The organism is Micromonospora sp. A3M-1-15 (assembly GCF_024213425.1).
GTDB lineage: Bacteria > Actinomycetota > Actinomycetes > Mycobacteriales > Micromonosporaceae > Micromonospora > Micromonospora chersina.
In genome coordinates this window covers 17,749-34,641 of sequence record NZ_JANAVK010000003.1, presented here as the reverse complement: position 1 = coordinate 34,641, position 16,893 = coordinate 17,749, and the positions used below count along the sequence as shown (strand labels likewise).

The window sequence follows — 16,893 nt, the reverse complement described above, 5'->3', positions numbered from 1 at the left end:
AGCACCGGGCCAACGCGGGTCGGCCGACGCGAGCAGCGCGCGCACGGGGCGGTCAGGCAGCGCGCCAGACCGGCGTGGATCAGGCGGCGACGGGCAGCGCGTGGACGAGGCCGGCGAGCAGCGGGCGGGTCAGGTGGCGGCGAGCAGCGCGCGGATCGGGGCGGCCTTCGCGGCGGCCTCGGCGACCTCGGCGGCCGGGTCGCTGCCCCAGGTGATGCCGCCGCCGGCCCACAGGTGCAGCCGTTCGGCGTCCGCGGCGGCGGTGCGGATGGTCAACCCCAGGTCGACGCGGCCCGGTCCGACCCAGCCGAGCGCGCCCATGCTGGCGCCGCGGCCCACCGGCTCCAGGGCGGCGATCTCGTCGAGCGCGGCGAGCTTCGGGGCGCCGGTCACCGAGCCGCCGGGGCAGACCGCGCGCAGCAGGTCGGCCAGGCCCAGACCGTCGGCGGGCGCCGCGGACACCGTCGACTCGGCCTGCCACAGGTCGCACCACCGGCGTACGGCGAACAGCTCGTCCACCCGCACGGACCCGGTGCGGGCCACCCGGGCCAGGTCGTTGCGTTCCAGGTCGACGATCATCACGTGCTCGGCGCGTTCCTTGGCGGAGGCGAGCAGTTCCCGCCGGCCGGCCGGGGTGGCCGGGCGGGTTCCCTTGATCGGTCGGGTGACCAGGCGGCCGTGTTCGAGCGCGATCAGCGTCTCCGGGGAGGCGCAGCCGATCGCCCAGCCGAGCCCGGACAGGGTGCCGCCGTAGCGGGCGCCCGGCAGCGCGGCCAGCCGTGCGAGGGCGGGCCGGGGGTCCCCGGTGTAGCCGGCGGCGGCGTGGCCGACCAGGTTGACCTGGTAGACGTCCCCGCGCCCGATGGCCGCCCGGACCGCCGTCACGGCGTGGGCGTGCGCGGCGGGGGTCCAGCTGTCGCGCCACTGCCCGAGCCACCAGCCGCCGGCCCGTGCGGCGGGCGGCGGCGGGGCGGGCCGGTCGGCGTGTCCGTAGACCACCACCACGAGGTCCGGCAGCGCCGGCGCCGGGGTGGGCGCGCCCGCCGGGCCGCCGGCGGCCCGGGCCCCCGCCGCGGCGGACAGGAACAGGGCGGCGCCGCAGGTCCCGTGCGGGTCGTGGGCGGCCGGCCGGGCCAGGTCGGACAGGGCGACGCCGTGCGTGGCCAGGAAGTCCTCGGCGAGCGCGGTCGGGTCGCCGCCGTCGGCGAGCCACCATTCCAGGCGGGCCCGTTCCACGAGCCGGCCCCGGCAACCGGGTGGCGATCCGGGCGCGTCGACCCCCATCGTTGGGAGCGCTTCCACGCCGTCCGGTCGGTTCACACTCATCCGTTCAGCCGATTTCGGGTGAACAAGCCGCATCCTTGCTCGATAGCGCGCGCTTGCGCTTGGTACTGTGCGTCACTGGTCATGTGAACCATGACACAGTGCCCCCACAGTCCGGAGAACCCGATGTGCCAGCACCTACCCACCTGCCCCTCCGCTGAGGCGACGGATCGCGAAGCCGCACGCGTCCTCGCCTGCTTCCCTGAGCAGGGCTGGAGCCTGCTCTGCAACGGTGTCATCGTCTTCGAGGACACCGGTGAGCTGCTCCCCGACGGCAGCACCATCGCCCCGCACCGCGGCCCCGCCCGGCACGCTCTCGTCGCCTAGACGATCACGCTCCGTCGCCGAGCGTACGCGCCGGCGCCGCCGGCCGGGGCGGCGGCACTGCACCGCCCCGGCGTACCGCATCAGTTCTCGAACGCCTCCGGCGCGGGGCACGAGCAGACCAGGTTCCGGTCTCCGTACGCGCCGTCGATCCGCCGCACCGGCGGCCAGTACTTCCCCGCCCGGTCCGTTCCGGCCGGGTACGCGCCCACCGACCGCGGGTACGGGTGCGGCCACTCGTCACCCGACACCATCGCCGCGGTGTGCGGCGCGTTGGCCAGGGGGTTGTCCCCCGCCGGCCACTCCCCCGAGCCGACCTTGTCGATCTCCTCGCGGATGGCGATCATCGCGTCGCAGAACCGGTCCAGCTCGGCCAGGTCCTCGCTCTCGGTCGGCTCCACCATGAGCGTCCCCGCCACGGGGAACGACATCGTCGGCGCGTGGAAGCCGTAGTCGATCAGCCGCTTCGCCACGTCGTCGACGGTCACGCCGGTCGCCTTCGTCAGCGGCCGCAGGTCCAGGATGCACTCGTGCGCCACGAGGCCCTTGTTGCCGGCGTACAGCACCGGGTAGTGGTGCCGCAGCCGCGCGGCCACGTAGTTGGCCGCGAAGACCGCCACGCCGGTGGCCCGGGCCAGCCCCTCGGCGCCCATCATCCGCAGGTACGCCCACGGGATCGGCAGGATCCCCGCCGACCCGTGGTTGGCCGCGGAGATCGCCGGCCGCCCGTCGACGTGCGCGGCCAGCGGGTCGCCGGGCAGGAACGGCGCCAGGTGCGCCCGCACCGCCACCGGGCCCACGCCGGGGCCGCCGCCGCCGTGCGGGATGCAGAACGTCTTGTGCAGGTTCAGGTGCGACACGTCCGCCCCGAAGCGGCCCGGCTTGGCGAAGCCGACGAGGGCGTTGAGGTTCGCCCCGTCGACGTACACCTGCCCGCCGGCGTCGTGCACCTTCGCGCACAGCTGCGCGATGCCCGTCTCGTACACCCCGTGGGTCGACGGGTAGGTCACCATGATCGCGGCGAGCGCGTCCCGGTGCTTGTCGATCTTCGCGTCGAGGTCGACGAGGTCGACGTTGCCGTCGGCGTCGCAGCCGACCACCACGACCCGCATGCCGGCCATCACCGCGGAGGCGGCGTTGGTGCCGTGCGCCGACGACGGGATCAGGCACACGTCGCGGTGGCCCTCGCCGCGCTGCCGGTGGTAGGCCCGGATGGCCAGCAGCCCGGCCAGCTCCCCCTGGGACCCGGCGTTGGGCTGCACGCTTACCGCGTCGTAGCCGGTGACCTCGGCCAGCCAGCCCTCCAGCTGGGCGATCAGCTCCCGGTAGCCGGCGGTCTGCTCGGCCGGGGCGAACGGGTGCAGGTGGGCGAACTCCGGCCAGGTGACCGGCTCCATCTCGGTGGTGGCGTTCAGCTTCATGGTGCACGACCCCAGCGGGATCATGCCCCGGTCCAGGGCGTAGTCGAAGTCGGACAGCCGGCGCAGGTAGCGCAGCATCGCCGTCTCCGAGTGGTGGGTGCGGAACACCGGGTGGGTGAGGAAGTCGCTCGTGCGCCGGAACTGCGCCGGCAGGTCCGCGTCCACCTCGCCGTCGACCCCGGCCACGCCGAACGCCGCCCACACGGCCGCCAGGTGCGCGGCCGTGGTGGTCTCGTCGCAGGAGACACCGACCCGGTCGGCGTCGACCAGCCGCAGGTTCACGTTGCGCTGCGCGGCGGCGGCCACCACCTCGGCGGCCCGGCCCGGCACGGTGGCGGTGACGGTGTCGAAGAACGCGACGTCCGCGACCTGCACGCCCCCGGCGCGCAGCCCGGCCGCGAGCCGCGCCGCCGCCGCATGGGTACGCCGGGCGATGGCCCGCAGCCCGTCCGGGCCGTGGTAGACGGCGTACATGCCGGCCATCACGGCCAGCAGCACCTGCGCGGTGCAGATGTTGCTGGTCGCCTTCTCCCGGCGGATGTGCTGCTCGCGGGTCTGCAACGCCAGCCGGTAGGCGGGGTTGCCGTCGGCGTCCTTGGACACCCCGACGAGGCGGCCGGGCAGCATCCGCTCCAGGCCGGAGCGGACGGCCAGGTAGCCGGCGTGCGGGCCGCCGAAGCCCATGGGCACACCGAAGCGCTGGGTGGTGCCGGCGGCGATGTCGGCGCCGATCTCGCCGGGCGGGCGCAGCAGCGTCAACGCCAGCAGGTCCGCGGCGACGGTCACCAGGGCGCCGGCGGCGTGCGCGGCCTCCACGAGCCGGCCGTGGTCGCGGACCGCCCCGGACGCCCCCGGGTACTGCAGGTGCAGGCCGAAGAACTCGCCCGGCAGCTCGTCGCGCTCCACGTCGAGCACCCGCACGTCGATGCCGAGCGGCTCCGCGCGGCTGGCGATCACCGCGATGGTCTGCGGCAGGGTGTCGGCGTCGACCACGTACACCGGGCTCTTGCTCCGGCTCGCGCGGCGGGCGAGGGTCATGGCCTCGGCCGCGGCGGTGCCCTCGTCGAGCATGGAGGCGTTGGCGGTGGCCAGCCCGGTCAGGTCGGTGACCATGGTCTGGAAGTTCAGCAGCGCCTCCAGCCGGCCCTGGCTGATCTCCGGCTGGTACGGCGTGTACGCGGTGTACCAGGCGGGGTTCTCCAGCACGTTGCGGCGGATCACCGCGGGGGTGTGCGTGCCGTGGTAGCCCAGCCCGATCATGGAAACGGCCACGGTGTTGCGGGCGGCCAGCGCGCGCAGCTCGGCGATGGCCTCCCGCTCACTGGCCGGGGCGGGCAGGTCCAGGGCGCCGTGCCAGCGGATCACCTCGGGGATCGCGGCGTCCATCAGCTCGTCGATGGAGCTGTGCCCGACGGTCTCCAGCATCCGGCGCTCGTCGTCCGGGCCGGGGCCGATGTGCCGGTCGGCGAACTGCTCTGCGGTCATGCGCTGCGCTCCTTGTGGGGGCGAGGTCGACGGGTCGGCCTCCCCCTGAGTCGCGCTGACGCGCTCCACAGCGCCTGCCCACGTGGTCCTTTTGCCTGAGAGGTTCCGGGGAGAATCTGCCCCTTCGGCGCCGTCCGGGCGGTTCCCGGGCGGTCTCTCCCACGTGGGTGGTACCGGCATGGTCAACGCTACCAGCGACCATGTTTCCGGCTCATGTCGTACCCCGCTCCGGGGGCGGTCACACCGCGGCGGCGGGCACCGCGGCGGCGGCGACCCGGTCGGCCAGGGCGGCCAACGTGGCGCCCAGGGGCTCGTCGAGGGTGAGCGAGGCGTACCCGTCGCCGCGGGTGGGGCCCTGGTTGACGATGGCCACGGGGATGCCCAGCTTCGCGGCGCGCAGCACGAACCGGCGCCCCGACATGACGGTCAGGGACGAGCCGAGCACCAGCAGCGCCCGGGCCCGCTCGACGTGGGCGAAACAGTCGGCGACCCGGGGCGCGGGCACCGTCTCGCCGAAGAACACCACGTCGGGTTTGAGCATGCCGGCGCCGCAGATGCCGCAGTCGACGGTGCGGAACCGGGCCACCGCCGCGACGGGCAGGTCCACGTCACCGTCGGGGTTCACGTGCGCGACGTGCGCGTCGAAACCCGGATTCGCCTCGGTGAGCCGCCGGTGCAGCTCGTCGCGGGAGGTCAGGTTGCCGCAGTCCAGGCAGGTCACCTCGTCGAGACGGCCGTGCAACTCGATCACCCCGGTGGCGCCGGCGGCGGTGTGCAGGCCGTCGACGTTCTGGGTGATGATCCCGCCGAGCAGGCCGGCGCGCTGCAGCCGGGCCACCGCCCGGTGCCCGTCGTTCGGGGCGGCCCGCGCGATCATCCGCCAGCCCAGGTGGCTGCGCGCCCAGTACCGCCGCCGCGCGTGCGGGTCGCGGGTGAACGCCTGGTAGGTCATCGGGGTGTGCCGGCGGGCCGCGCCGGAGGGCCCCCGGTAGTCCGGGATGCCCGACTCGGTGGACAGGCCGGCGCCGCTGAGCACCACCACGTCCCCGGCGCCCACCAGCCGGGTCAACGCGTCGAACGTCTCGGTCACGGTGTCCATGCTGCCTCGCCGGCCGCCGCGCGGCGACCGCCACCGCCGGCGGTGACCGCCGTCACCGCGCCGCCCGCGACGTGCGGGACCCCGGCGGGCGGCCCGTCCCGCGACTAGGTTGAGGGCATGCGCGTCGTCATCGCCGGGGGCCACGGGAAGATCGCCAAACTGCTGGAGCGGGAACTCGCCGGCCGCGGCGACACCGCCGTCGGGTTGATCCGCAACCCCGACCACGAGGCCGCGCTGCGCGCCGCCGGCGCGCAACCGGTCGTCTGCGACCTGGAACACACCGACGCCGACACCCTCGCCGGGCACCTGACCGGCGCCGACGCGGTGGTCTTCGCCGCCGGGGCGGGCCCGGGCAGCGGCGCCGCCCGCAAGGACACCGTCGACCGGGCCGCGGCCGTGCTGCTCGCCGACGCCGCGCAACGCGCCGGGGTCCGCCGCTACCTGCTGGTCTCCTCGATGGGCGTGGACCGGCCCCCGAGGGCGGGCACCGACGAGGTGTGGGCGGCGTACCTGCGGGCGAAGAAGGCCGCCGAGGACGACCTCGCCGCACGGGACCTCGACGTCACCGTGCTGCGCCCCGGCCGGCTCACCGACGACGCGGCGGTCGGCCGGATCACCCTGGCCCGGCACGTCGACCCGGGCGCGGTCACCCGCGCCGACGTGGCCCGGGTCCTGCTGGCCCTGCTGTACGCCCCGGACACCGCCGGGCTCACCCTGGAGCTGGTCGGCGGGGAGACCCCCATCGCCGAGGCGGTCCGCGCCGCCGCCGGCTGACCGTCAACCGGCGGCCGCCCAGCTCGCCTCGTCCCGCACCCCCCACCGCCACAACGCGGCCAGGACCGGACGCAGCGACTCCCCGCGCGTCGTCAGCGCGTACGCGACCCGTGGCGGCACGCCCGGCTGCTCGTCGCGGCGCACGATGTCGTAGTCGGCGAGAAGCCGCAGCCGCTCGGTGAGGACCTTCGCGGTCACCGGAGGAAGCCCGGCGCGCAGCTGCGTGAACCGTTTCGGGCCGTCCAGCAACTCACGGATGATCATGGCGTTCCAGCGGCCACCCACGATGTCCAGGGTCCGCGACAGCGGGCAGTCACCCGCGACCAGTTCCGGCGACCGCCAGTCCGTGGCGTCCACTCCCGCCCCCCGTGGTTACTTGAAGGAAACCCGCCCGCCGGTGCCAGCCTGACCTCCCGACCGCTCAGGAGGCAAGCATGCGCACCCCCGCCGTCACCGTCACCGTCCTCGGCGGACCGACCGTCCTGCTCGAGCTCGCCGGGGTCCGGCTGCTCACCGACCCCACCTTCGACCCGCCCGGCACCCGCTACCCGCTGCCCGGCGGCGCGCTCACCAAGCGGCGCGGTCCCGCGCTGCCCGCCACGGCGCTCGGCGCGGTCGACGCCGTGCTGCTCAGCCACGACCAGCATCCCGACAACCTCGACCGGGCGGGCCGGGCGCTGCTCGCCGACGCCCCGGCCGTGCTCACCACCCCGGCGGCGGCCGGCCGGCTCGGCGGCGCCGCCGTCGGCCTGCCGCCCGGCGCCCATGCCGAGGTCGCCGGCCGGGTCACGGTCACCGCCACGCCGGCGGCGCACGGTCCCGGCCCCCTCGGCGCCGCGCTGGGCGAGGTGACCGGCTTCCTGATCCGCCCGTGCGCACCCGCCCCGGCCGCCGGCCCGATCACCGCGCAGCCACCGGCGGTCTGGGTCAGCGGCGACACCGTCGACCCGGCCACCGCCGCCGAGGTGGCGGCCGCCGGGCCCGTCGGACTGGCCGTGCTGCACGCCGGCGCCGCCCAGCTCGCCCCGTTCGGGCCGGCCACCCTCTCCTTCACCGCCGAACAGGCCGTACGGGCCGCCCGGCTGCTCGGCGACTGCCCCGTCGTGGTCGTCCACGACGACGGGTGGAGCCACTTCACCGAAGGACCCGCCGACGTGACCGCCGCATTCGCCCGCCACGGCCTGGCGCACCGGCTGCTCACCCCGACGCCCGGCCGACCGGTCACCGTCGCGCCGGCCGGCTGACCGGCCACCGCCCGGGTGACGGCCCGGCCCGCCGGGTCACCCCGACGGGCCGGACCGCCGCTTCACCTGACCGGGCAGATCAACGCTGGTGGCGGGGCAGCGCCACCGGCGGCTGCCCACCGCCGACCCCCGGCGCCTCCCGGGCGATCCGCTCCATCGTCCGCGCCAGCTGCTCGCTGCCGTCGTCGAGGTGCCGGGCCGCCGCCTGCATGTGCGAGATCATCATCTCGCCGAAGATCCGCAGCGCCTCCCGGGTGGCCACCGAGTCGTCGAAGTTCACCCCGGCGTTGCTGCGGTACTCCGTCACGGCCCGCTCGGCCTCCTGCTTCGCCTCCTCCGCCGCGGCCCGCATGTAGCTCTCGTACTGCATCCGGGCGTACTCGGCGACCCGGCGGGCGTAGTCGTGGGCCTGCGCGATGATCTGCTCGGCCTCCCGCTGCGCCGCCGACAGCAGGTTCACCTCCTTCGCCGCGGGCACCGCCGCCGCGTTGTCGGCGCTCGGGATCACCCCGTGCCGGTGCAGCTCCAGGTGGTCGTTGAGCCGCTCGTTCTCCGCCCGCAGGTTCGCCAGCTGGGTGGCCAGCAGATCCAGCTCGTCGGCCACCTGCAGCCGGAACCGGTCCACGTCGGCGTGCTCGTAGCCGCGGCGGGTGAACGACGCCGACCCGAACTCCCACCGGCGCACCCGGTCCGCGGTGAGGCGCACCTGCACCCCACCGCCGGTCACCTGACCGGCCTCGTACCTGCTGATCGGGGTCGCGCTCATGGAGCCACCTCCGTCATCGTCCGGAACGCCGGCCCGTACCAGTGCTTGCCGAAACCCTCGTGGTGCAGCTGACCCGGCTGGTAGCCGGCCCCGGCCAGCGCGGCCACCGAATGGCTCACCATCTCGTCGGAGCCGCACACGTACACGTGCCGGGACCGCCAGTCCCCGTCGGCGAGGACCTGGTCGGCGACCTGCATGAACTCACCCGGCCGGCGAGGATCCGACCCGGCCACGTACGTCACCCGCAGCCACGGGTACGAGGCGGCGAACTTGTCGATCGCCTCGCTGTCGTAGAACTCCAGCCGGGACCGGGCCCCCACGTACAGGTCCACCCGACGGCCCACGCCCTCCGCCGCGACCTGCTCCAGCAGGGCCTTCACCGGCGCCCAGCCGGTGCCACCGGCCAGCAGCAGCAGATCCGACGACCCGGCCTGCCACAACGTCAACCGGTCACCCACCGGCGCGGCCAGGTGCAGCTGGTCACCGACCGCGCACCCGTACACCAGCCGCGACGACACCGCGCCACCCGGCGCGGCCCGCACGTGCAGCTCCAGCGTGCCGTCCGGGCGGGGCGCGTTCGCCGGGGAGTAGTACCGCCACGACCGCACCGCCGGGTGGGACACCCCGATCGACTGACCCGGGTTGAACGGCAGCAGGTACTGCGGCCGCACCGTCAGCACCGCCACGTCGAACGTGCGCCGCTCGTGCCCGAGGATCTCGGCCACCCACCACGGTGGCGACTTCGTCTCGGCCTCCTGCGCCGAGTCCATCATCACCTGCGCGACCAACCCGTACGCGGCCGCCCAGTCGGCCGCCAGCTCGTCGGTCCACGCCTCGCCGCAGAAGTGCCGCAGCGTCGCCAGCAGGGCCTCACCGACCGCCGGGTAGTGCTCAGCGCGCACCGCGAACTTGCGGTGATCCGCGCCGAGGTCCTGGAGGAACCCGACGAGCCGGTCCACCTGATCCACGTGGGACACGATGTGCCCCAGCGCGTTGACCAGGCGGTCCCGCTGCCCCGCCATGTTCGTGGGGAACATCTGCCGGGTCTCCGGGTGCGCCAGGAACAGCGTCGAATAGAAGTAGAGCGGCACCTGGTCGCCGTGCGCGGCGACCAGGGACCAGCTCTGCTTGAGCCGCGCCGCGTCCACGCTCAGGCGTTCCCCGCGGACACGACCTGGTCCTGCACCTGGCCCAGCACCACGTGCACGTCCGCGATCACGTCGGCCGGCACGCCCAGCTCCACCAGCGTCGCCGTCAGGTGCTCGCCGACCTTCACGTAGTGCGCCACCGGGATGTTCAGCGGCTGGTGCGCCTCGGCCAGTCCCCGACCGGCGTACTCGTTCGGGCCACCCAGCACCACCGTCAACATCAGCGCCAGGTGCCGCCGCTGCTCCGCCATGTTCACGTCGGTGAAGTAGCCGGCCAGGTCCGGGTCGGCCAGCACCTTGTCGTAGAACAGCTCCACCGCGGCCTTCACCGCGGCGGCGCCGCCGATGCGCTCGTAGTGGGAGATCGGGGTGGTCTCTTCGGTCACCGTCATGGTGGTTCCTTCCGAACAGGGGGGTCACGCGGGCAGCGCCGCGGAGGGGCAACCGGAAGCCCGCGCGCGTCGCACCCGCTCCACCGAACGGCCACGCGCAAGCGACCGTGTCGGACCATAGCGTGCCCGCCGGAACCGGTCAGCCCTGGCCTATCCGATTCCCGACAACTGTCGATCACGGACAGTCAACAACCCCGCCGCGCCGCTCGCATCCCGCGATCACACCGCCACGCACGGTGGAAAGCCGTGCCACGCCCCACCGCCGACGGTCCCTTTCGGACACGACCGGTCCGCCGCCCACCGGGCCGACGTTTCCGCAAGTCACGGCCGCCCGCCCGACCGGCGGCACCCGCCACCCCAGGCCGGCCACCGCCCCACCGGCCGGCCGACACGCGCTGTGAACAAAAAAAGGGGACCGCGCCATGCCCGTTCTGGGCGTGGCGCGGCCCCCGAAGCAATGACCGGGCGGTCAGCCCGCCCGCCGGCGCGCCCGCCGCGCCGCCAACTCGTCCCCCACCGACTCGGACTCCGACTCCACCGGCGGGGCGGCCGGCTCCGGCTGCCCACCCACCGGCTCCGCCGGCAGATGCGACAGCGACCCCTGGATCTCCTTGAACGCGCCGCCGATCGCGATGCCGAACACCCCCTGGCCGCCCTGCAACAGGTCGACGACCTCCTCCGGGGACCGGCACTCGTACACCGTCGTCCCGTCCGAGATCAACGTGATGCCCGCCAGGTCCTCCACCCCACGCGACCGCAGCGCGTCGATGGCCTTCCGGATGTTCTGCAACGACACCCCGGCGTCCAACAACCGCTTCACGACCTTCAACACCACCAGGTCGCGGAAGGAGTACAACCTCGACGTCCCCGACCCGGACGCGTCCCGCACGCTCGGCACCACCAGACCCGTCCGGGCCCAGTAGTCCAACTGCCGGTAGCTGATGCCCACCGCGGGACACGCGGTCACACCCCGGTAGCCCACCTCGCCGTCAACGACCGGGTCAGGCTGCTGCTCCGTACTCGGACCAGGATCTCGCGGCTCGTGCATCCGGACAACCTCCCCGCCCGTGCGGTGACACGCCGTCTCCCCGTGCGCGCACCCCTCGACACCGCAACCCTAGCGCCGACACCGGGAGTCGACCCGCAGGAGACACCACGACACGCCGCACCGCCACCCGGAAGATCACCGACGGCGGCCAGCCGTCACCCACCGTGACCACCGCCGCCGCACCGCCGACCGACCCACCGGCCGGCCACCTCAACCCGCGAAGTCCTCCGGACGCACCTGCTCCAGGAACTCCCGGAACTTCTCGACCTCGTCCTCCTGCTCGTCCGGGATCACGATCCCCGCCTCGGAGAGGACCTGCTCGGCACAACGAATCGGAGCCCCGACCCGCAACGCCAACGCGATCGAATCGCTCGGCCGCGCCGACACCCGAACGCCGTCACCGATCAACAGATCGGCGTAGAAGACGTTCTCCTTCAACTCGGTGATCTCCACCGCCCGCAACGGCGCCTGCAACGCCGCCAGCACGTCCCGCAGCAGATCGTGCGTCAACGGCCGCGCCGGCTTGACACCCTGCTGCTCATAGGCGATCGCCGTCGCCTCGACCGCACCGATCCAGATCGGCAGATAGCGGTCCCCCTCGACCTCCCGCAGCAGGACGATCGGCTGGTTGCTGGGCAGCTCCACCCGAACTCCGACCACGCTCAGCTCGCGCACCGCCGCCTCCGTGTCGTTGTCACCTACGCCCGCACCGCGCCCTTCCCTGCACGGTACACGGACCGCGACACGGGAGTCCCATGCGCTACGTGCACCACGCCTCGCCGGAAAGGGTTACCCCGGCAAGCCTACGACACGCTTCCCGACGCAGATCTTTCGCGCGCCACCGACGACCCCCACCCACGGCGAAGGCCGGGCGCCCCCACGACACCCGGCCCCAACCAACCTCACCGACCCAACGTCGACCGCAGCCCCACCCGCACCAACGCCGCGTGCAACTGCTGCGACAACGCCACCAACTCCCGCGCCGTCTCCGCCGCCCGGGCCCGCGCCGCCGGATCCGACTGCCGCGCCAACGGCGCCACCAACTGCGCGAACAGACCAACCTCCCGGTCCGCCGCCGTCCGGTACGCCCGCAGGTGCCGCGGCTCCAACCCGTACGCCGCCAGCCCCGCCACCGCCCGCGCGATGATCAACGCATCCGCGTCGTACCAGCCCGGCGGATCCGGCACCAGCACACCGAGCCGCTCCAACTCCGCCAACGTCGACTCGTCGACGCCACTGCGGGAGATCAGCTCCGCGCGCCCCAGCCGCACCTCCGACGACTCGGCGGGCTCCGCCACCTCCCGGCCCGGCACCTCACCACCCGGACCGACCGCCACCAGATTCGGCCGCTGCCGCCCCGGCGCCGCCGCACCCGAGGAGTCCCACTCCGCCAACTGGTCCCGGATCACCCGCAACGGCAGGTACTGGTCCCGCTGCGCGGTCAACACGAACCGCAACCGCGCCACATCGTCCCAGCTGTACTTCCGGTACCCCGCCGGCGTCCGCTCCGGCTCCACCAGGCCCTCGGCCTCCAGGAACCGCAACTTCGAGATCGTGACGTCCGGAAACTCCACCCGCAGCTGCGCCAACACCTCGCCGATGCTCATCAGCGCAGGCCCACGCGCCTCCCCGGGCGGCGTCGAAGCCGCAGGCCCGTTCACCCCCGGCCGGCCTCCTCCTCCGGACGCGGACCAGCGATGAACACCACCCGGAACTTACCGATCTGCACCTCGTCGCCGTTGCTCAGCGTCGCCGCCTCGACCCGCTCCCGGTTCACGTACGTGCCGTTCAGGCTGCCCACGTCCCGCACCGTGAACGTGCCACCATCCCGATGGAACTCGGCGTGCCGCCGCGACACCGTCACGTCGTCGAGGAAAATGTCACTGTCCGGGTGCCGGCCGCTCGTCGTCACATCGTGGTCCAACAGGAACCGGGCGCCCGCGTTCGGACCCCGGCGAACCACCAGCAGCGCCATCCCCGGCGGCAACGAACCGGACATCCGGCTCGGCACCACATCGGTGTCCGGACCCTCCAGCACTTCGTCGAGCGAACCGAGATTGAGCGTCGAAGTGACGTCGAGTGGGGGGAACTCGTCGTCTGGGCGCGTCATGGGGACCACCTCACGGATCTGTTTCGGTCGGCGTCGGGCAATGGCGGGAATGGCCGCCGGGCAGATACACACCCGGCGGCTGGCTCCCCGTGCCGGGAAGGCGCATTCCGCAACGCTCAAACTATTGGTTCTCGGTCAACTGGGCGAGCCTAGCCAGCGCCGAAAAACAGGGCAACCGGACGCGCGGAGGCAACCCCGCCGCCCGGAACGGACGAACTCAGCTCTCAGTGAGCTCGCGGTACGCACCAGCGGTCAACAAACCCTCGACCGCCGCCGGATCATCCGGAGTGATCTCCACCAACCAACCCGCACCGTACGGATCCGTGTTGATCACCTCAGGGGTGTCGGCCAACGCCTCGTTGCGCGCCGCCACCGTGCCGCTCAACGGCGCGTAGATCTCCGACACGCTCTTCGTCGACTCGATCTCACCCAGCGACTCACCCGCCGCCACCACCGCGCCCTCGTCCGGCAACTGGACGAACACGATGTCACCCAGGGCATCCTGCGCGAAGTGCGTGATACCGACCCGGACGGCACCGCCGTCCCCACCGGCCACCCACTCGTGCTCGGCGGTGTACCGCAGATCCTCAGGAATCACCAGCTGCGTCCTTCGTCATCAGTGCACCGGGGGGAAAACCGGCGCCGGCCGCGACCGGTCAGGAGACCGGCCGGGCGTGTTCCAGCTTGATCGGGGCGTGGAGCTGCGAAACCTCCACAGCCTCACTGTCCACCGGCGTCACGTTACCGCCGGCCTCCTCCACCGATGCGACCACCCCGCCAGGAATGTTCAACGCCGTACGCAGCGTCGCCGGATCACCGATCACCGAGATCACGTACGGGCCGCTCAACCGCCGCCCGTCCACCACCAGCCCACCGCCCGACGCATCCACGAAATACGTCGACGCGATGATCCGCACCGCCGTCCCGTCCGCACCCGCGATCTGCATCGCCTCCGCGCCCGCGCCCCGCAACTCCTGCACCGCGTCCAGGATCCGCTCCGCCTCGACAGCCTTGTCCGGACCCTCGAACCGCACCGACAGACCCGGCCCCACCGCCGGCAACGTGCCCGCCAGAATGCCCAGCTCGTCCGCCCGCCGCGTCGCCTCCTCCAGCGCCGCCTGCCGGCCCTGCTCACCCGAACGCAGCTGCCGCTGGCTCTCCTCCAGCGCCTCGATGTCCTGCCGCAGCCGCCGCTCCCGCGAATCCAGATCCGACGAGATCCGGACCAGGTCCTCCTCCCGCGTCGCCGCGAGGGTCGGATCGGTCGACGTCGTCTTCAACTGCACCACCAGGGTGAACCCCAGCAACGCCAGCAACACCGCGATCATCGCGCCCGCCGACGTCAACCGCCGCGACACCGGCGCAGGCTTCGCCCCGGCCGCGGACGCCCCCGGTTCCTCCGCCGGCTCCGGCACGTCCTCCTGCTCGACCGGCGCCGCCGGCTCGACCGGCGCCAACGGGCTCAACTCATCCGGATCGGGCGCGTCCGGGCGCGGATCCGGCTCACCGGCCGGACCCGACGGCCGCCCCGGCTCCGCCGGCTGCGGCCACCCCGTGCCCGTCTCCCTGTGCTCCTCGCTCATCGCCACAAACCTACGCCCGGAACAGGTGTCGACGGATCGCCGCCACGTTTCCGAAGATGCGCACCCCCAGCACGACCACCACACCGGTGGACAACTGACCGCCCACACCCAACTGGTCACCCAGGTACACGATCAGACCCGCCACCAGCACGTTCGAGATGAACGACACCACGAACTGCTTGTCGTCGAAGATCCGGTCCAGCTTCGCCCGCACCCCGCCGAACACGGCGTCGAGCGCCGCCACCACGGCGATCGGCAGGTACGGCTGCAACGCCGCGGGCACCGTGGGATCCAGATACACCCCGAGCACCACACCGGCGAGCAACGCCAGCACCGCGATCATCGGCCACCTCCCGAGGGGCTGGAAGAGGTCCCCGGACCGGACGGCCCGGGACTTGTCGAACCGGCGACACCCGAACCCGACGGGCTCGGACTCACCGAAGGCTCGGCGTAGCGTAGCCGTGGCTCCGGAGCCGCCGGCAGGGTGAGCTTGTCCGCGTCCTTCACCCCGAACGCCAACCCGTTCGTCCGGGCCACGTAACGCATCAGGGCCGCCGCCTCACTGTCGTCGAACCGATCCCGCATCGACCCCGGCCCGATCGCCGCCACCTCGTACGGACCCGTCACCGGCCGGTAGTCCACCAGGATCGCCTCTCCCGCCTGGCGGATCGTCGACGTCGCCGTCAACCGCTGCCCGTTGACGGCCACCGCCTCCGCGCCCGCCGCCCACAGCGCGTTCGCCACCTTCTGCAGGTCGGAGTACAACACCCGCGACGGCCCCGCGTCCGCACCGGTCACCGCGTCCTGATCCCGCGGCGCATCCGCCAGGCGCACCACCACACCGTCACCGCGCACCCGGCCCAGGCCCGTGCCCGCCTCCAGGTTGCGCAGCCGCGACGCCTGCGACCCGCTCAACGCCGCGTCCCGCTGCCGGCTGACCTCCTCGCGCAGCTGATCCGCCCGCGCGGTCAACCGGTCGGTCTCCGCCTCGCGCTGCTTGATCTCGGCGACCAGCCCGGCCCGCGCCTTCGCCCGGCCCGGCTCCTCCGCCACCGTCTCCCGGTACGCCACCGCGAACAGGAACCCGATCACCAGCAGCACCACCAGGCCCACCGGACGGGCCAGCACCCGCCGTGCCCGCGACGGCGGCGCCGCCGCCCGCCGGGCCGCCGCGTCGGCGTATCCCGGATCGAGGGGGTTGCGGAACAGCTCGGTCAGAAAGTCCGGCGCGTACACCCGCGCCGACGGGTCGCGGCCCTTGTCCTTGTCCCGAGGCGGCGTCGCGGTCACGCGGCCGCTCCCGCGCGCCGCGCCCGCATCGCGCGGACCAGGCGGGCGGCCTGCACCACGTACATGGCCCCGGCCACCCAGTAGAGCACCAGACCCCACCAGGCCAGGCCCCAGCCGATCGCGCCGGCCGCGGTGGCCACGCCCGGGGCGGCGGCCGCCAGCAGCAGGATCGGGAACGCGGCCAGCAGCAGGAACGTGGCGGTCTTGCCCACGTAGTGCACGGGCGGCGGACCGTAGCCGTAGCGGCGCAGCACCGCGAGCGACCCGAGCAACAGCAACTCGCGGGCCAGCAGCGCCCCGGTGAACTGCCACGGCACCACCTCGCGGGCGGTGAACGCCAGCAGCGTGGCCAGGATGTAGAGCCGGTCGGCCAGCGGGTCGAGCAGCTCGCCCAGCCGGCTGACCTGCTGGAGGCGGCGGGCGATCCAGCCGTCCACCCAGTCGCTGGTGCCGCCGATGGCCAGCACCACGATGGCGGCCACGTCGGCCTTGACCACGAGGAACAGGTAGAGGAAGAGCGGCACACCGACGAGCCGGACGAAGCTGATCATGTTCGGCAGGGTGAGGACGCGATCCCCCACGACCGCCGCACCGCCGGGAGCCGGGTGCTCCGATGGAGCCGGCCGACGCGACACCGAACCCTCCCTCCGCAGCACGGTCCGGCGGCCGAGTGATCGGCCGCCCGCGGGCACGTGCGCGTTGCCGGCCGGTCAGACGCCGGCGCCCTCTGCGATCCCGGGCTGGGACCTCCCCGTTGTGGCCCGCGATCGCGTCGATCACGGGCCGGTGAGTTGCGCTGCCACTATATCGGGCTCCCCCGGCCTGTCCCGGACCCCGCGCTGCGTCGGTGCTCAGCTCCGCCTCTTGTGCGGAGCGGCACCACCCG

The 16,893-nt window shown here is 73.6% G+C and carries 19 protein-coding genes and 1 riboswitch; of the genes, 3 read left to right on the top strand and 16 right to left on the bottom strand.

Annotated elements, in window-relative coordinates:
* Nucleotides 1-129 precede the first annotated feature (129 nt).
* On the bottom strand, nt 130-1,359 hold the full coding sequence (locus tag NLX85_RS15360) for a chorismate-binding protein (protein ID WP_374628093.1): 1,230 nt from the start codon (nt 1,357-1,359) through the stop codon (nt 130-132).
* Between the two features lie 90 nt (nt 1,360-1,449).
* Here NLX85_RS15360 and NLX85_RS15355 point away from each other — a divergent pair, with 90 nt between their 5' ends.
* On the top strand, nt 1,450-1,650 hold the full coding sequence (locus tag NLX85_RS15355; RefSeq protein ID WP_091306916.1) for a DUF5999 family protein: 201 nt from the start codon (nt 1,450-1,452) through the stop codon (nt 1,648-1,650).
* Between the two features lie 80 nt (nt 1,651-1,730).
* Here the strand turns inward: NLX85_RS15355 and gcvP are convergent, their stop codons facing one another.
* Entirely contained in the window at nt 1,731-4,553 is a 2,823-nt protein-coding gene (gene gcvP, locus NLX85_RS15350; RefSeq protein ID WP_254335622.1) for an aminomethyl-transferring glycine dehydrogenase, read from the bottom strand.
* A gap of 73 nt (nt 4,554-4,626) precedes the next feature.
* Nucleotides 4,627-4,725, bottom strand: a riboswitch (glycine riboswitch).
* Nucleotides 4,726-4,791: 66 nt separating this feature from the next.
* A complete protein-coding gene (locus tag NLX85_RS15345) occupies nt 4,792-5,652 on the bottom strand; it encodes an NAD-dependent protein deacetylase (RefSeq protein WP_254335620.1) in 861 nt (286 codons plus the stop codon).
* 117 nt (nt 5,653-5,769) lie between these two features.
* Between NLX85_RS15345 and NLX85_RS15340 the strand changes: the two genes are divergently transcribed.
* On the top strand, nt 5,770-6,426 hold the full coding sequence (locus tag NLX85_RS15340) for an NAD(P)H-binding protein (RefSeq protein WP_254335618.1): 657 nt from the start codon (nt 5,770-5,772) through the stop codon (nt 6,424-6,426).
* 3 nt (nt 6,427-6,429) lie between these two features.
* On the opposite strand, the gene NLX85_RS15335 is transcribed toward NLX85_RS15340, so the two are convergent.
* A complete protein-coding gene (locus NLX85_RS15335; protein WP_254335616.1) occupies nt 6,430-6,783 on the bottom strand; it encodes a helix-turn-helix domain-containing protein in 354 nt (117 codons plus the stop codon).
* A gap of 77 nt (nt 6,784-6,860) precedes the next feature.
* Between NLX85_RS15335 and NLX85_RS15330 the strand changes: the two genes are divergently transcribed.
* A complete protein-coding gene (locus NLX85_RS15330) occupies nt 6,861-7,670 on the top strand; it encodes an MBL fold metallo-hydrolase (RefSeq protein WP_254335614.1) in 810 nt (269 codons plus the stop codon).
* 79 nt (nt 7,671-7,749) lie between these two features.
* Here the strand turns inward: NLX85_RS15330 and NLX85_RS15325 are convergent, their stop codons facing one another.
* The 12 genes from NLX85_RS15325 to NLX85_RS15270 all read right to left on the bottom strand — a co-directional run bounded on the left by NLX85_RS15325 (nt 7,750) and on the right by NLX85_RS15270 (nt 16,642).
* Nucleotides 7,750-8,436 carry a DivIVA domain-containing protein gene (locus NLX85_RS15325; protein WP_254335612.1) on the bottom strand — a complete coding sequence of 229 codons (687 nt, stop codon included), beginning with the start codon at nt 8,434-8,436 and terminating at the stop codon, nt 7,750-7,752.
* Nucleotides 8,433-9,584 (bottom strand): globin domain-containing protein, encoded by a 1,152-nt coding sequence (locus tag NLX85_RS15320; protein WP_254335611.1) that lies wholly within the window; start codon nt 9,582-9,584, stop codon nt 8,433-8,435. Before NLX85_RS15320 ends, NLX85_RS15325 begins: the two co-directional genes overlap by 4 nt.
* A gap of 2 nt (nt 9,585-9,586) precedes the next feature.
* Nucleotides 9,587-9,976 (bottom strand): group 1 truncated hemoglobin, encoded by a 390-nt coding sequence (locus NLX85_RS15315; protein WP_254335610.1) that lies wholly within the window; start codon nt 9,974-9,976, stop codon nt 9,587-9,589.
* Nucleotides 9,977-10,445: 469 nt separating this feature from the next.
* Nucleotides 10,446-11,024: a MerR family transcriptional regulator gene (locus NLX85_RS15310; protein WP_148425732.1), complete on the bottom strand. Its 579-nt coding sequence runs from the start codon at nt 11,022-11,024 to the stop codon at nt 10,446-10,448.
* Nucleotides 11,025-11,234: 210 nt separating this feature from the next.
* Nucleotides 11,235-11,699: a bifunctional nuclease family protein gene (locus NLX85_RS15305; RefSeq protein WP_073833177.1), complete on the bottom strand. Its 465-nt coding sequence runs from the start codon at nt 11,697-11,699 to the stop codon at nt 11,235-11,237.
* Nucleotides 11,700-11,926: 227 nt separating this feature from the next.
* On the bottom strand, nt 11,927-12,631 hold the full coding sequence (locus NLX85_RS15300; protein WP_254335609.1) for a MerR family transcriptional regulator: 705 nt from the start codon (nt 12,629-12,631) through the stop codon (nt 11,927-11,929).
* Nucleotides 12,632-12,681: 50 nt separating this feature from the next.
* Nucleotides 12,682-13,134: an FHA domain-containing protein gene (locus NLX85_RS15295; RefSeq protein ID WP_007071101.1), complete on the bottom strand. Its 453-nt coding sequence runs from the start codon at nt 13,132-13,134 to the stop codon at nt 12,682-12,684.
* A 217-nt stretch (nt 13,135-13,351) separates the two neighbouring features.
* Complete coding sequence (gene gcvH / locus NLX85_RS15290) at nt 13,352-13,732, bottom strand: glycine cleavage system protein GcvH (protein ID WP_148425731.1); 381 nt, start codon at nt 13,730-13,732, stop codon at nt 13,352-13,354.
* A 58-nt stretch (nt 13,733-13,790) separates the two neighbouring features.
* Nucleotides 13,791-14,717: a DUF881 domain-containing protein gene (locus NLX85_RS15285; RefSeq protein ID WP_254337446.1), complete on the bottom strand. Its 927-nt coding sequence runs from the start codon at nt 14,715-14,717 to the stop codon at nt 13,791-13,793.
* A gap of 10 nt (nt 14,718-14,727) precedes the next feature.
* Nucleotides 14,728-15,060: a small basic family protein gene (locus NLX85_RS15280; protein WP_007071104.1), complete on the bottom strand. Its 333-nt coding sequence runs from the start codon at nt 15,058-15,060 to the stop codon at nt 14,728-14,730.
* Nucleotides 15,057-16,007: a DUF881 domain-containing protein gene (locus tag NLX85_RS15275; RefSeq protein WP_254335608.1), complete on the bottom strand. Its 951-nt coding sequence runs from the start codon at nt 16,005-16,007 to the stop codon at nt 15,057-15,059. Before NLX85_RS15275 ends, NLX85_RS15280 begins: the two co-directional genes overlap by 4 nt.
* Nucleotides 16,004-16,642 (bottom strand): CDP-alcohol phosphatidyltransferase family protein, encoded by a 639-nt coding sequence (locus NLX85_RS15270; protein ID WP_374628092.1) that lies wholly within the window; start codon nt 16,640-16,642, stop codon nt 16,004-16,006. Before NLX85_RS15270 ends, NLX85_RS15275 begins: the two co-directional genes overlap by 4 nt.
* Between the last annotated feature and the right edge of the window lie 251 nt (nt 16,643-16,893).